Below are 13,254 nucleotides of genomic sequence, written 5' to 3'. Positions count from 1 at the left end.
TACTTGCTCCACTAGATCTTTACAGATAAATAATCAGCAATTGGTCCAATCACCAACACTGGCATAAATTGCAAAAGCGTTAAAATCAGTACAATTCCGATTAAAGTCAGTGCAAATGTAGGCGATTCAATCTGTAATGAACCCTTAGTCTCATCTGCTTTAGGTTTAGTTGCCAAACTGACTGCAATTAAAACGGGAATGATCAACACGCTATAACGACCTGCTAATAACGCAACACTGGCGCTGAGATTCCACCATAAAGTGTTGTCGGCTAAGCCTTCAAAACCAGAACCATTATTGGCAAACGCAGACACATATTCATAAAAGACTTGGCTAATAGCATGCGATGCAGGATTCGAATTACCTGTTAAAGATGGAAAAGCGATAGCGATCGCAGTCAAACCAAGAATCACCACAGGTTGTAAAAGAATGACCAGTGCCAATAACTTAATTTCAGTAACTTCAATTTTTCGCCCAAATAACTCAGGCGTACGGCCTGTCATTAAACCTGCGATAAATACGGCTAAAAATAGATAAATAAAGAACTGTAATAAACCACAACCAATCCCACCCCAAATGGCATTGATCAGCATATTGGATAGCTCAACCAAACCCGTTAATGGTGAAGCTGAGTCATGCATCATATTGACCGAACCATTATTCACCTGTGTGGTTAAACTCCCCCACAATGCAGAGGCTTCAGCTCCGAAACGGACTTCTTTACCTTCCATTAATGCAATATTAGGAATCAAAGAGGATTTTTCAGTCCACAAAGTGAATAAAGTAGAAGCCAATGACATCAACAACATGGTCCCCAAAATCATCCACATCAATTTTTTGCGTTGGATAAAGCGACCAAGCATAAACACCACAGACATTGGGATCAGTAAGATCGCAAGCATCTCTAACACATTGGATAATGGCGTTGGATTTTCTAAAGGCACACTACTGTTAGGACCATACCAACCACCACCATTACTCCCTAATTGCTTGATCGCGACCATTGGTGCAACAGGTCCAAGTGGAATATGTTGTGTTTGTACTTCTACTGCTTGATCCAAAACTTGGACGGTTGGACCAGCAGAAAGTGTTGATGGCACACCTTGAAATGTCAGCAATAGAGAAAAAAACAAACCCAAAGGAATAAAGAATCGGAACAATGGACGGATGATGTCCATCCAATAATTTCCAAGATTAATTTGTGACGCATTTTTAGGTTCAACATTTTCCAAAGTTTGATCTTTGGATTGCAAAAATAAAGCTCTTAACATGGCTGTTAACAAAGCCAACCCCATAATTGGAGATAAATATTGCAAACCAACGATCACTGTCATTTGCGACAAATAAGACAATTGAGCTTGACCTGAATAATGCTGCTGATTGGTATTGGTCAAAAATGAAATGCTGGTGTGTAACGCCAAATCCCAATTCATGTTAGGGATATGATCTAGATTTAATGGCAACCGAGCCTGTGTCATCAAGATTGCAACACTTGTGGCTAAGAGCAAAACATTACTGATGATAAAAGCGCCAAGATATTGCCGCCAATTCATACCGACTTGCTTCACACCTAAAACTGCATAAATTGGTCGTTCTATCCATTTAAAAATAAGATCGCTTTTCATGGGTTGAGCTTGCATTACATCTGCAAGATAGCGTCCAAGTGGATAAGCGAAAACCATTGCAAGAATAAATACGGAAATGAATTCCCACATAACACATGCCATTAAGAAATAAGTCAGCATTAGTATGGAAATTGATGGCGTAAATTCTCTATGTAAGAAAAAATGAAACGCGTAAATTTTCTGTAAAATTTATATGAATATTTATTTGATCGTAAAAATATACATTTTTAGCTAATACTGTAGATAAGATCTAATTTTTTACAAAAAATCTTTGACCTAAAAAAAAATTTTTTTCTAAAAAATGCAAAACAATTTATTTTAAAATATTTTATATTTTTCATAATTCTACCAATAAAAACACATATGTATATAAATATTAATAGCATTTTTTTTGTTCAATTTCACTCAACCAATCGTACTAACTAGTTCATTTAGAACATTTACTCTTATTTTAATTATGGTATTTTTGTTACATGAAGTTATAGCCAATCGAATCTCAATGACTTTTTGTCGTCATTTCATAGCTTCTAAACTTAAGAATCTTAAAAGTTCAAGGAAAGATTTAAAATGAAATTAAAACACCTTAGCACTGCAATGATCTTAGCTACGTTACCTGCAACTGGAGCCTTTGCAGCAGCGTTAGACCGTTCAGGTCAGTCTATGTCTGCATTCTTACAACCAGGTAACTATTTTGAAGCGGGGATTTCTGTTCTTGATCCAACGGTTGAAGGACAAGAAGCTGGTACAACTTCAACAAATCGAAAAATTGATGACATGGGAGGAGATTATTTTTTCCCAAGTGCAGCCTTGAAACTTCAACTCACTGACAAGTTCTCATTCGGTTTACTTTACGATCAACCATTTGGTGCCGATGCGAAATATACTGGGGAAAATGCATTCGTATCAAATCCAAATGATGGCGTTCTAAGTCAAAACTCTATACAAAAACTAGCTACCCAATCTATTAACAAATTGGTAGATGCTGCTGGAGCTAGTTTTGCACCTGCGCTTCAAGCTGTAACAGGTGTGACTGGTGGGGATCCAACGAATCCAACTCAACAAGAAATTTTGGGTGCTTTACAACAAGTTGCTCAGGGGGGTAATACAACTGTAGCGGGTGGACTTCAACAGCTTCAACAAACTCAAACAGCTTTAGAAGCAGCAAAAGGTTACCTTGGTTCTAGTACTGATACGAATAACACTCAAGTTAAAGTAGATACACAGAACTTATCAATGGTTTTTGGTTTCCAACCCAATCAAAACTTTAACTTCTATGCAGGCCCAGTCCTTCAAACAGTAAAGGGTAATGTCAAACTTCGTGGCGAAGCATATAGCGTTTATAATGGTTATGATGCTGATATTAAAGAAACTACTGGTGTAGGTTGGTTAGCGGGTGCTGCTTATCAAATTCCAGAAATTGCACTTAAAGCATCGATCACCTATCGCTCTGAAATTGATCATAAGGTCAATATCAACGAAGACATAGCACTGTTGGGCTTTCCAGTGATCGGAGATGTTTTAGCAGGTTTAGGTCTTGATGCATCAAAGCTTAATGCCCTAAGTGAAGATAAGAAAACTAAAATTACCACACCACAGTCAGTTAACCTTGATTTCCAAACAGGTATCATGGCAAATACCGTTGCATTTGCGAATGTACGCTGGGTGAATTGGAAAGATTTTTCAATCCAACCTTACAAATTTGGTGAATTATCAAAATTAGTTGGACCTATCATTGGTCGCCCTGATGGTTTTAATCTTGTTGAATATGCTGATGACCAATGGTCAGTTAACGCTGGTGTTGGTCGTAAACTCAGCGAACAATGGGCTGGTAATGTTTCTGTAGGCTGGGATTCTGGTGCAGGTAATCCTGTAACGACACTTGGCCCAACAGAAGGTTATTGGAATGTTGGTGTTGGCGTTCAATACAGCCCTACCCCAGCCACATTTATCGCTGGTGGTGTGAAGTACTTCTGGCTAGGCGATGCTAAAGCTCAAACTGGTGCACAAGCAGGTAGCGATGACTATGTTGCGAAGTTCGAAGACAACAAAGCACTCGCTTATGGTTTAAAAATCGGTTACCGCTTCTAATCCATCTCAAAAAAAGACCGTCTCGAGACGGTCTTTTTTTTGACTTAATTTACCAACCAATCAATTTTTTAGAGTGATTAATCTATAACATCCTATGACTCAACAACTTTCCATGACTTTATCAGTTCATTTATGGACATTTGTAAAAATATTTTAGCATCCAAAAACTATGTTACTTTTCGCAGCATTCTAGTTACACCTGATATGAGAGAAAATATCAATGAAGCTGCATGCGATTCAAACAGCGCTTTTACTCAGTTTATTACCAACAACTTCTGCTTTTGCAGCAGCCTTAGATCGCTCTGGTCAGTCAATTTCAGCCTTCTTACAGCCAAACAATTATTTTGAAGCAGGTATTACTTTTCTAAGTGCTGATGTATCAGGAAAAGATACATCTCAAAATAATACCGGAGACATGGCGAATCATTATTATTCACCAAGCGCAGCCTTAAAAATCCAAGCTAATGAGCAATTTTCCATTGGTTTACTCTATGACCATCCATATGGTGCTGATGCTGAATATCATGGTCAAAATAACTTTGTAGAAAATCGCCCTGTCCCATTCCAAGGGAATACCTCCGTTAAGGTCCGTACTGAAAATTTAAATTTAATTTTCGGCTACCAACCCACTCAAAACTGGAATATTTATGCAGGGGCCGTTTATCAAACTTTGGATGCTAACGTATTATTACGTGGCACAAGTTACAGTGCCTATAATGGCTATGACTTTAAAACGGGTCGAGATGAGGCTGTAGGTTGGTTAGCGGGTGTCGCTTATCAAATTCCAGAAATCGCAATGAAAGCATCTCTCACCTATCGTGCCAAGATTAAGCATGAAATGAATGCTTATGAAAAACATAATGCTGCGGGTATGACTGGCAGCCCAATATTTGATGCGATGTTAACCGAAGTTAATAATGCTCAAGGCATCACAGAAATTACTACCCCACAATCGATCAATCTCGATCTACAAACAGGGATCATGGAAAATACTGTTGCCTTTGCTAACATTCGTTGGGTCAACTGGAAAGACTTTGCCATTCGTCCATATAAGTTTGGTGCTGCATCAGTACTCGCTCCTGTTGTAAATGGTACTGGCAAAAAAGATGGCTTTGATCTTGTTGCTTATACCGATGATCAATATTCGATAACTGCTGGCATAGGACGTAAATTTAATGATTTATGGGCGGGTAACTTTTCTGTAGGGTGGGACTCAGGTGCGGGTAACCCTGTGACCACACTTGGACCAACGGAGGGTTATTGGAACATCGGCCTAGGTGTTCAATACAGCCCTGCTCCAAACTACTTCATCGCAGGTGGCGTGAAATATTTCTGGTTAGGTGATGCCAAAGCACAATCCGGTTCTCAATTTGATACACCTGCTTATATTGCAGAGTTCAAAAACAATGATGCTATCGCATACGGTTTAAAAATTGGTTATAAATTTTAATCTTGTTTAATCAGTCAAAAGGCGCATTATGCGCCTTTTGTTACTTTTAGCACCACTTTTTGAGCAATCTCAAAAAGTAAGTTCTCAGCGTAGATTCATTATTCTGGAATATGGCGTTGAGACACTGAACGAATTGCTTGCTTTAATGCTTCATAGCCATGCAATGGAGGGAATTGAGGAAACTCAGCGATAACATTGTCTGGCGCATCAAATAGAAAGCCGTGATCCGCTTCGCCCAACATCGTCGTATCATTATAAGAATCACCTGCCGCTATTACACGGAAATTCAAACCATGTAATGCTTTAACTGCTTGACGCTTTTGATCAGGTTGACGCAGTTTATACGCGGTAATCATGCCCTTTTCATCTGTTTCTAATTTATGGCAGAAAATTGTCGGCTGTCCCAATTGTTGCATTAAAGGGTGTGCAAACTCATAAAACGTATCAGAAAGAATAACTAATTGGAAATGAGTACGTACCCAATCGACAAACTCCTTCGCCCCTTCAAAAGGTCCCATATCCGCAATCACTGCTTGAATATCATTTAAACCCAAACCATGTTGCTTTAAGATATTCAGACGTTGTGTCATCAGTACATCATAGTCTGGAATATCACGAGTCGTTGCTTCAAGTTCTTTAATCCCTGTTTTTTTTGCAAAATTAATCCAGATTTCTGGAACTAAAACCCCTTCAAGATCTAGGCATACGATTTCCATGAATGCTTCCAATGTTGGTTAAAAATTGCTGTATCATACCATTAACATTTTCAATTTTTGCGCTGTTGTTGAATAAATCAGCTTTATTCTGCAAGATTAAAGTTGAGAGCAAGTAAACTGCTTTGCTTAGAATGATTTACAATTGTGCCCAAGCCTATCGCCAGGAACACCCATGACTGTTATCCCGACTATTGACCTTGTGGATGCGCTCGCTGCTGAATATGCAGAGAAATCACCACGAGAAATTTTAGAACTTGCTTTAAGTCAACAAGGTGAAATCGCCATTTCATTTTCAGGTGCGGAAGATGTGGTATTAATCGATATCGCTTCACGTATTGGCAAACCATTTCGTGTCTTTAGTCTAGATACAGGACGGCTGCACCCTGAAACTTATCAATTTATTGAAACGGTACGTAAGCATTACAATATCAATATCGAAATCTGCTTTCCTGAGTCTACTGCTATTCAACAATTTGTGAATGCGAAAGGCTTGTTTAGCTTTTTTGAAGATGGCCACCAAGAATGCTGTGGTATTCGTAAAGTTCAACCGTTACGTAAAAAATTAGCAACCCTAGATGGTTGGATTACGGGTCAACGAAAAGATCAAAGCCCAACACGTAGTGATGTTCCAGTGGTTCAAGCCGATGTTGGTTTTTCAGGAGAAGGTAAGCAATTGATCAAATACAACCCGCTTGCCAATTGGAGTAGTGCCGATGTATGGAGTTATATCCGTATGATGGAAATTCCATATAATCCATTGCATGAACGCGGTTTTATCTCAATTGGTTGTGAACCTTGCACACGTCCAGTTTTACCTAACCAACATGAGCGTGAAGGTCGCTGGTGGTGGGAAGAAGCGACTCACAAAGAGTGTGGTTTGCATGCTGGAAATCTCAAAAAATAAGCTGTAACAATTTTGGTATATAAAAACCACTGATTTGTCAGTGGTTTTATTTTTTCTGACTGCTGTGTACAAAGTCATATTTTAACCAGACGAAAGCGTATATACTGATCTCTACGGTTCAATAATACTAATAAGAGCTCCAAGAGTATCTTATAAAAAATGCGATGAGAGGCTATATCTGCTATGCGCCCATTACACCCGATCGACTTCATTTTTCTTTCATTAGAAAAAAGACAGCAACCTATGCATGTAGGTGGGCTGTTTTTATTTGAACTACCTGAGAACGCTTCTCCAACCTTTGTCCATGATTTAGTTGAAGAAATTCGTCAATCAAAAAGCATTCCAGTACCTCCTTTCAACAACCAACTCAATGGTTTGTTTTGGGGTGAAGACAATGAATTCGATTTAGACCATCATTTCCGTCATATTGCGTTACCGAACCCTGGACGTATTCGTGAATTGTTGGTTTATATCTCACAGCAACATAGTTCTCTTATTGACCGTGCTAAACCTTTATGGACTTGTGACATTATTGAAGGAATCGAAGGCAACCGTTTTGCCATGTATTTCAAAATCCATCATGCAATGGTAGATGGCGTAGCTGGCATGCGCTTAATTGAAAAATCGCTTTCTAAAGATCCTAATGAAAAACATGTTGTTCCACTCTGGTGTGTAGAAGGTAAACGCGCTAAACGTTTGAAAGCTCCAAAACCACCAAGTGTCAGCAAAATCAAAGGTGTATGGGATACAATTAAATCTCAGTGTGAAGTTGCACCTAAAGTGATGCAAGAACTATCACAAACCATCTTTAAAGAGATGGGAAAAAACCCAGATTACGTTTCGACCTTCCAAGCCCCCCCTTCAATCTTAAACCAACGTGTTAGTTCTGCCCGTCGTTTTGCAGCGCAATCATTCGAATTAGATCGTTTCCGTATGATTGCTAAAACCCTAGGCGTGACCTTAAACGATGTCGTTTTGGCTGTATGTGCTGGTGCATTACGTGAATATCTCATCAGTCATAACAGCTTACCGAAAAAGCCTTTAATCGCAATGGTACCAGCATCCCTCCGTACAGATGACTCAGATGTAAGTAACCGTATCACCATGATTTTGGCCAATCTTGCGACTCATATCGAAGATCCGATTGAACGTCTGGATATTATTCGTCGCAGCGTACAGAACTCGAAACAACGCTTTAGTCGTATGACCGCCAATGAAATTTTGAACTATAGCGCAGTTGTTTATGGACCGGCGGGTTTAAATATTGCTTCAGGAATGTTACCTAAACGCCAAGCCTTTAACCTTGTTATTTCTAATGTACCAGGCCCACGTGAACCTTTATATTGGAATGGTGCAAAACTCGATGCGCTCTACCCAGCATCAATCGTGATGGATGGTCAGGCACTCAATATTACTTTAACCAGTTATTTGGATAAATTAGAAGTTGGTTTGATCGCGTGTCGCAATGCACTACCTAAAATGCAAAACTTACTGACTCATTTGGAAGAAGAAATTCAACGATTTGAACAAAAAATTCAAGAATTACCGAAAGAGAAGATTGTAAATTCGTAGAGAAAAATTAAGGGGCTTTCAATGGCCCCTTATTTTTTAATTGCACGACAACGTTGTAGCAGTTGATGGCAGGCTGAACGAATCATTGCCGTAGTAATTGGAACTTCTTTACCTTGGCTATCTACCATATAACAGGTGTTCACAGGGTTACTGTCTAACACATGTTTAAAACCGTGACTCACTAATCTTTTACTTACGTTCATCATTATATACCTCATTATATTTGCTAAGACATTGAAAAATGCCTATGGCTAATCTTATGGTTCTAGTATTTAAAATTCATGATCGAAAGTAAAATTTCAGTTGTAACAAGGATTAAGCGAAATCTTGTTACAACTTTAGCTTAAAATGATATCGTATTGCTCTTGCGTATATAAATTTTCCACTTGGAATTTTATGACACGGTTCACAAAATGCTCCAAATCCGCGACGGCTGGGGCTTCTGCTGTTAAGAGCCGATCAATCACTGCTGGATGGGCAACGACAGTAAAGCCACCCTTGGAATCAAATGCACGTGCATATCGCATGATCTCACGAAATATCTCGTAACATACTGTCTCTGCAGTCTTCACATAACCACGTCCTTGACAAGTTGGGCATGATTCACAAAGCAGATGTTCTAAAGATTCACGGGTCCGCTTACGGGTCATTTCGACCAAACCTAATTCGGAAACTTGAGTGATTTTGGTTTTGGCATGATCGCGTTCGAGCATTTTCTCAAACTGACGCATCACTTCTTCACGATGCCCCACTTCCTGCATATCAATAAAATCAATGATGATAATACCGCCCAAGTTACGCAAACGTAACTGTCTGCTAATGACTTGAGTGGCTTCCATATTGGTTTTAAAAACCGTATCTTCTAAGCTTCTCCCACCAACGTAAGAACCAGTATTGACATCAATGGTCGTCATCGCTTCAGTTTGATCAATCATCAAGTAGCCACCAGACTTAAGTGCAACACGTGTCTGTAAAGCCTTCTGGATATCTTCTTCAACATTATATAAATCGAAAAGTGGCTTTTCACCCGGATAATGAAGTAGACGATTTTGAATCGTCGGTACGAACTCATTTACAAACTCACTGAGTTTGCCGTGGATTTCTCTTGAATCGACATAAATTTTAGCCGTTTCATCACTAGCCAAATCCCGAACAATACGCTGCGGTAAGGGTAATTCTTCAAAAATTAATTCGGGTGTAGAGACTTCTTTTTGTTTACGCTGAATAAACTCCCAAAGCTTGCTCAAGTAATTCATATCTTGCGCAATTGCGTCCTCATCCACCCCTTCTGCAGCTGTACGGACAATTACACTGCCCGGTAGATTATGTTCTGCCTGAATATGCTCAATAATCCCACGCAAGCGATCACGCTCATCTTCTGCCTCAATGCGCTGTGATACACCGATATGATTACCATAAGGCATGAGCACTAAATAACGAGATGGAATAGAAAGATCTGTGCTGAGGCGTGCTCCTTTAGTTCCGAGCATGTCTTTCATGACCTGCACGGTAAGCATTTGCCCAGGATGTAAGAGTTCAAAAACATTGGGGGTCGGTTGTGAGCGAGGCCAAACCATATCATTGATATGTAGAAATGCCGTACGAGATAGACCAATATCGACAAAAGCAGCTTGCATACCAGGTAGTACTCGGACAACTTTGCCTTTATAAATATTACCCACTAAACCACGTTTTGCTGTACGCTCAACAAATAATTCGTTGACCGTACCATTTTCAATCAACGCCACACGACACTCCATCGGTGTAACGTTAATCAGCAACTCTTCTGCCATAACCAACTCAAAACTTTTTATAAAAATTCTTATATCCGAAAGCGTTAATGCAATTTATGCTTTAACACGTTCTAGTAACTGTACTGTTTCATGCAAAGGCAGCCCCACCACATTGCTATAACTTCCTCTGATCTGAGGAATATATCGTGCGGCAATTCCCTGAATGGCATATCCACCTGCCTTGCCCATTGGTTCACCTGTTGCCCAATATTTTTCCATTTCTGCATAGCTAAGCGTTTGCAACTCAACCTGAGTTCTTACAACGGTACTACAAGTCCGGGTAAGACTTGCAACGCATACTCCAGAAAACACATCATGCCACTGCCCTGAAAGCTGTGACCACATTTCAAAAGCATGTTGTTTGGATTCAGGCTTACCTAAAATTTTACCCGCAAAACTTAAACTGGTATCTGCTGCAATGACAATTGCATCAGGAAATTGTGTTAAAACGGCGTGTGCTTTTTCTCTCGCCAGCCGTTCGACATAATCTATAACTGTTTCAGCATCCTGTACCGTCTCGTCAATAGCTGGACTGACAACATCAAAGACCAACCCTAGTTGCGATAAAAGCTCCTGCCGACGTGGCGAGCTAGATGCAAGAATTATATGCGCCATCTATGCAAACAATAATAAAGGATCGGCCACGTTAATACACCTGTAATTAACGGTTGCCAATGTCGAGCAATCAAAAAATGCGTACCTGCAAGCGTCTGACATATCCACAAGAAAGTAATATGCACAAGAATTGCGATACTCGCAATTACCCACGAATTACCAAAAGTTAGAATCCGCCGCTCACGGATAAAATAGCGTGTTGCAAAGCAGATTAACACAAAGCTTAATGCATTCAACCCCAATGGCGCATCTAAAAGTAAATCTACAAAAATCCCCATGCCAAAAGCAAACCATATCCCACACCAAACAGGCTGGTAGAGAATCCAAAATAGCATCACCATCAACATTACTGAAGGCCGCCATCCTGATAGTTCATAAGCCAATGGATAGACCATCAACACCGATGCAATCACAATCGAGATGATGATCATCAACAAAGGATCTTTATTGGATTTGCTATAACTTAACTTAGCGATTGGCATAAGGTTGCTCCTTTGCCAAAGATTCTGAGAACAGAACCACGACATGATGACCGCTTGCCAGTTGAGCTGCAGGAACCACATCAATTTCGGCAAATTCACCAGAATTATGACGACTCACCTTTGACACTGTGCCAACTAAGTAACCTGCAGGAAAATGCTCGCCTAAACCTGAACTGAACACCTTATCCCCAACTTTGATGTTCGCACTGGTCGCTACGTAGTCCATTTTTAACTGACCTAAATCACCAGTACCTGACACAATTGCACGCATTCCTGTCCGTTCTAAACGTACAGATAAAGAATGCTCTTTATCAGATAACAACATCACACGCGCACTATGTGGATAGACATTAATGATCTGTCCCATGATGCCTTTATCATCTAAAACTGTTTGCCCAACTTTCAACTGATCAGCAGAACCACGGTTAATAATAATGATATGACGTAATGGATCCGCATCCGTCCCAATCACTTCAGCAATCTGCATACGTCCATCAATGATCAATGGCGTATCTAATAGACCTCTTAAACGGTTATTTTCAGCAGAAAGTTCAGATAATTTTTGTAGTCGGACACGTGCTTGCAATAGCTCTGCTTGCATCGCGGTATTTTCACGGCGCAATTGGGCTTCAGATTTGGTTTGTTGATTCAGCCATTCTCGCGACAGTACTGGATAACTTGCCAACGCATAAATCGGATTATACGCGGCGTACAAGACATCCCTTGCTGGTTTAATCACATGTGGCATGCGCCAATCAAAAAATAGCACTACCAAACATGTGATCACTGCAATAACAAATGAGCGAAAAGATGGCGGTTGTCTTGAAAAAAGATTCGGTTGCACCGCCTAGTCCTTATGGTTTAGCCAACAAAAAGCATGTCGTGATTTGGATTGTCAAAGAACTCTAATACTTTTCCAGCGCCACGAGTGACACAAGTCAACGGATCTTCAGCAACCACAACCGGTAAACCAGTCTCTTGCGCAAGCATCTTGTCTAAGTTACGCAATAATGCTCCACCACCCGTCAATACAATACCACGCTCAGCGATATCAGAAGACAACTCAGGTGGGGTTTGTTCAAGTGCAGACTTCACCGCACTGACGATGCTTTGTAATGGATCAGCAATCGCTTGCGTGATTTCATCAGAAGTCACGGTAATCGCACGAGGAACACCCTCAGCTAAATTACGACCACGAACTTCGATTTCTAATGTTTTACCATCAGCAACCGCCATTCCAACTTCTTTTTTGATCACTTCAGCTGTGGTTTCACCAATCACACAACCATGCGCTTTACGTACATAATTGATGATTTGCTCATCAAAAACATCACCACCGATACGTAGTGAATCAGCGTAAACACAACCTTGTAATGAAATGATTGCGATTTCAGTGGTACCACCACCCACATCGACCACCATCGAACCACATGCTTGCTCTACAGGCATACCCGCACCGATTGCTGCCGCCATCGGCTCTTCAATCAAGCGGACATCACGAGCACCTGCGTTGAATACAGCTTCACGAATTGCACGGCGTTCTACCAAAGTAGATTTACACGGTACACAAACGACAACACGTGGTGCAGGTGGAAATAAACGCTTTTCATGTACTTTGCCAATAAACTGATGCAACATGGTTTCAGTTACTTCAAAATCAGCAATCACACCGTCTTTCATCGGACGAATCGCTGAAATATTCGCTGGGGTACGACCTAACATCTGTTTAGCATCAAGTCCAACATTGGCAACAATTTTTTGTGAACCACTATGGCGAATTGCCACGACAGTTGGTTCATTTAAAATAATGCCACGGCCTGGTGCATAAATAAGCGTATTAGCAGTACCTAAATCAATGGCTAAATCCGGCGAAAACAAGCCAATTAGTCGTTTTAGAATCACGGGGGCGTTCTCAATTAAACTTTGTGTGAATACAAGGTGGCAACTTTAACTAAATGTGATGATTTGAACAAGTCAATCGCTTATTATAACGCACGATATTTTGAAAT

Annotated in this window: 12 protein-coding genes; 4 read left to right on the top strand and 8 right to left on the bottom strand. The window is 40.2% G+C overall.

Going from position 1 to position 13,254, the window contains the following annotated elements; all coding sequences use genetic code 11:
• Positions 1–11 precede the first annotated feature (11 nt).
• Entirely contained in the window at positions 12–1,715 is a 1,704-nt protein-coding gene (gene kdpA, locus F2A31_RS03600; RefSeq protein WP_150025225.1) for a potassium-transporting ATPase subunit KdpA, read from the bottom strand.
• A gap of 477 nt (positions 1,716–2,192) precedes the next feature.
• Here kdpA and F2A31_RS03595 point away from each other — a divergent pair, with 477 nt between their 5' ends.
• Positions 2,193–3,713 (top strand): outer membrane protein transport protein, encoded by a 1,521-nt coding sequence (locus tag F2A31_RS03595; RefSeq protein WP_150025223.1) that lies wholly within the window; start codon positions 2,193–2,195, stop codon positions 3,711–3,713.
• A 220-nt stretch (positions 3,714–3,933) separates the two neighbouring features.
• Positions 3,934–5,163: an OmpP1/FadL family transporter gene (locus F2A31_RS03590; RefSeq protein ID WP_150025222.1), complete on the top strand. Its 1,230-nt coding sequence runs from the start codon at positions 3,934–3,936 to the stop codon at positions 5,161–5,163.
• A gap of 98 nt (positions 5,164–5,261) precedes the next feature.
• On the opposite strand, the gene thrH is transcribed toward F2A31_RS03590, so the two are convergent.
• On the bottom strand, positions 5,262–5,879 hold the full coding sequence (gene thrH / locus F2A31_RS03585) for a bifunctional phosphoserine phosphatase/homoserine phosphotransferase ThrH (RefSeq protein ID WP_150025220.1): 618 nt from the start codon (positions 5,877–5,879) through the stop codon (positions 5,262–5,264).
• A 172-nt stretch (positions 5,880–6,051) separates the two neighbouring features.
• On the opposite strand from thrH, the gene F2A31_RS03580 reads away from it, so the two are divergent.
• Complete coding sequence (locus F2A31_RS03580) at positions 6,052–6,783, top strand: phosphoadenylyl-sulfate reductase (RefSeq protein WP_150025218.1); 732 nt, start codon at positions 6,052–6,054, stop codon at positions 6,781–6,783.
• Between the two features lie 183 nt (positions 6,784–6,966).
• Positions 6,967–8,355 (top strand): WS/DGAT/MGAT family O-acyltransferase, encoded by a 1,389-nt coding sequence (locus tag F2A31_RS03575; protein WP_150025216.1) that lies wholly within the window; start codon positions 6,967–6,969, stop codon positions 8,353–8,355.
• Between the two features lie 29 nt (positions 8,356–8,384).
• Here F2A31_RS03575 and F2A31_RS03570 read toward each other — a convergent pair whose 3' ends face one another.
• The 6 genes from F2A31_RS03570 to F2A31_RS03545 form a co-directional block, all read right to left on the bottom strand.
• Positions 8,385–8,558, bottom strand: a complete 174-nt coding sequence (locus tag F2A31_RS03570; RefSeq protein WP_004640552.1) for a PA1571 family protein — start codon at positions 8,556–8,558, stop codon at positions 8,385–8,387.
• A gap of 135 nt (positions 8,559–8,693) precedes the next feature.
• Positions 8,694–10,148 (bottom strand): ribonuclease G, encoded by a 1,455-nt coding sequence (gene rng, locus F2A31_RS03565; protein WP_150025214.1) that lies wholly within the window; start codon positions 10,146–10,148, stop codon positions 8,694–8,696.
• A gap of 54 nt (positions 10,149–10,202) precedes the next feature.
• Positions 10,203–10,763, bottom strand: coding sequence for a Maf family nucleotide pyrophosphatase (locus F2A31_RS03560; RefSeq protein WP_150025212.1), 561 nt, complete (start codon positions 10,761–10,763; stop codon positions 10,203–10,205).
• On the bottom strand, positions 10,751–11,245 hold the full coding sequence (gene mreD / locus F2A31_RS03555) for a rod shape-determining protein MreD (protein WP_150025211.1): 495 nt from the start codon (positions 11,243–11,245) through the stop codon (positions 10,751–10,753). The genes F2A31_RS03560 and mreD overlap by 13 nt, the downstream gene beginning before the upstream one ends.
• Positions 11,232–12,089, bottom strand: a complete 858-nt coding sequence (gene mreC / locus F2A31_RS03550; protein ID WP_150025209.1) for a rod shape-determining protein MreC — start codon at positions 12,087–12,089, stop codon at positions 11,232–11,234. Before mreC ends, mreD begins: the two co-directional genes overlap by 14 nt.
• A 17-nt stretch (positions 12,090–12,106) precedes the next feature.
• On the bottom strand, positions 12,107–13,147 hold the full coding sequence (locus F2A31_RS03545) for a rod shape-determining protein (RefSeq protein WP_004640560.1): 1,041 nt from the start codon (positions 13,145–13,147) through the stop codon (positions 12,107–12,109).
• Positions 13,148–13,254 lie beyond the last annotated feature (107 nt).

This window comes from Acinetobacter suaedae (genome assembly GCF_008630915.1).
In the GTDB taxonomy this organism is placed as follows: domain Bacteria; phylum Pseudomonadota; class Gammaproteobacteria; order Pseudomonadales; family Moraxellaceae; genus Acinetobacter; species Acinetobacter suaedae.
This window is presented reverse-complemented; position numbering and strand designations above follow the sequence as displayed.

Coding starts and splice junctions, on each gene's coding strand:
- kdpA (WP_150025225.1), bottom strand. CDS start 1,715: ATGTGGGAATTCATTTCCGTATTTATTCTTGCAATGGTTTTCGCTTAT.
- F2A31_RS03595 (WP_150025223.1), top strand. CDS start 2,193: ATGAAATTAAAACACCTTAGCACTGCAATGATCTTAGCTACGTTACCT.
- F2A31_RS03590 (WP_150025222.1), top strand. CDS start 3,934: ATGAAGCTGCATGCGATTCAAACAGCGCTTTTACTCAGTTTATTACCA.
- thrH (WP_150025220.1), bottom strand. CDS start 5,879: ATGGAAATCGTATGCCTAGATCTTGAAGGGGTTTTAGTTCCAGAAATC.
- F2A31_RS03580 (WP_150025218.1), top strand. CDS start 6,052: ATGACTGTTATCCCGACTATTGACCTTGTGGATGCGCTCGCTGCTGAA.
- F2A31_RS03575 (WP_150025216.1), top strand. CDS start 6,967: ATGCGCCCATTACACCCGATCGACTTCATTTTTCTTTCATTAGAAAAA.
- F2A31_RS03570 (WP_004640552.1), bottom strand. CDS start 8,558: ATGAACGTAAGTAAAAGATTAGTGAGTCACGGTTTTAAACATGTGTTA.
- rng (WP_150025214.1), bottom strand. CDS start 10,148: ATGGCAGAAGAGTTGCTGATTAACGTTACACCGATGGAGTGTCGTGTG.
- F2A31_RS03560 (WP_150025212.1), bottom strand. CDS start 10,763: ATGGCGCATATAATTCTTGCATCTAGCTCGCCACGTCGGCAGGAGCTT.
- mreD (WP_150025211.1), bottom strand. CDS start 11,245: ATGCCAATCGCTAAGTTAAGTTATAGCAAATCCAATAAAGATCCTTTG.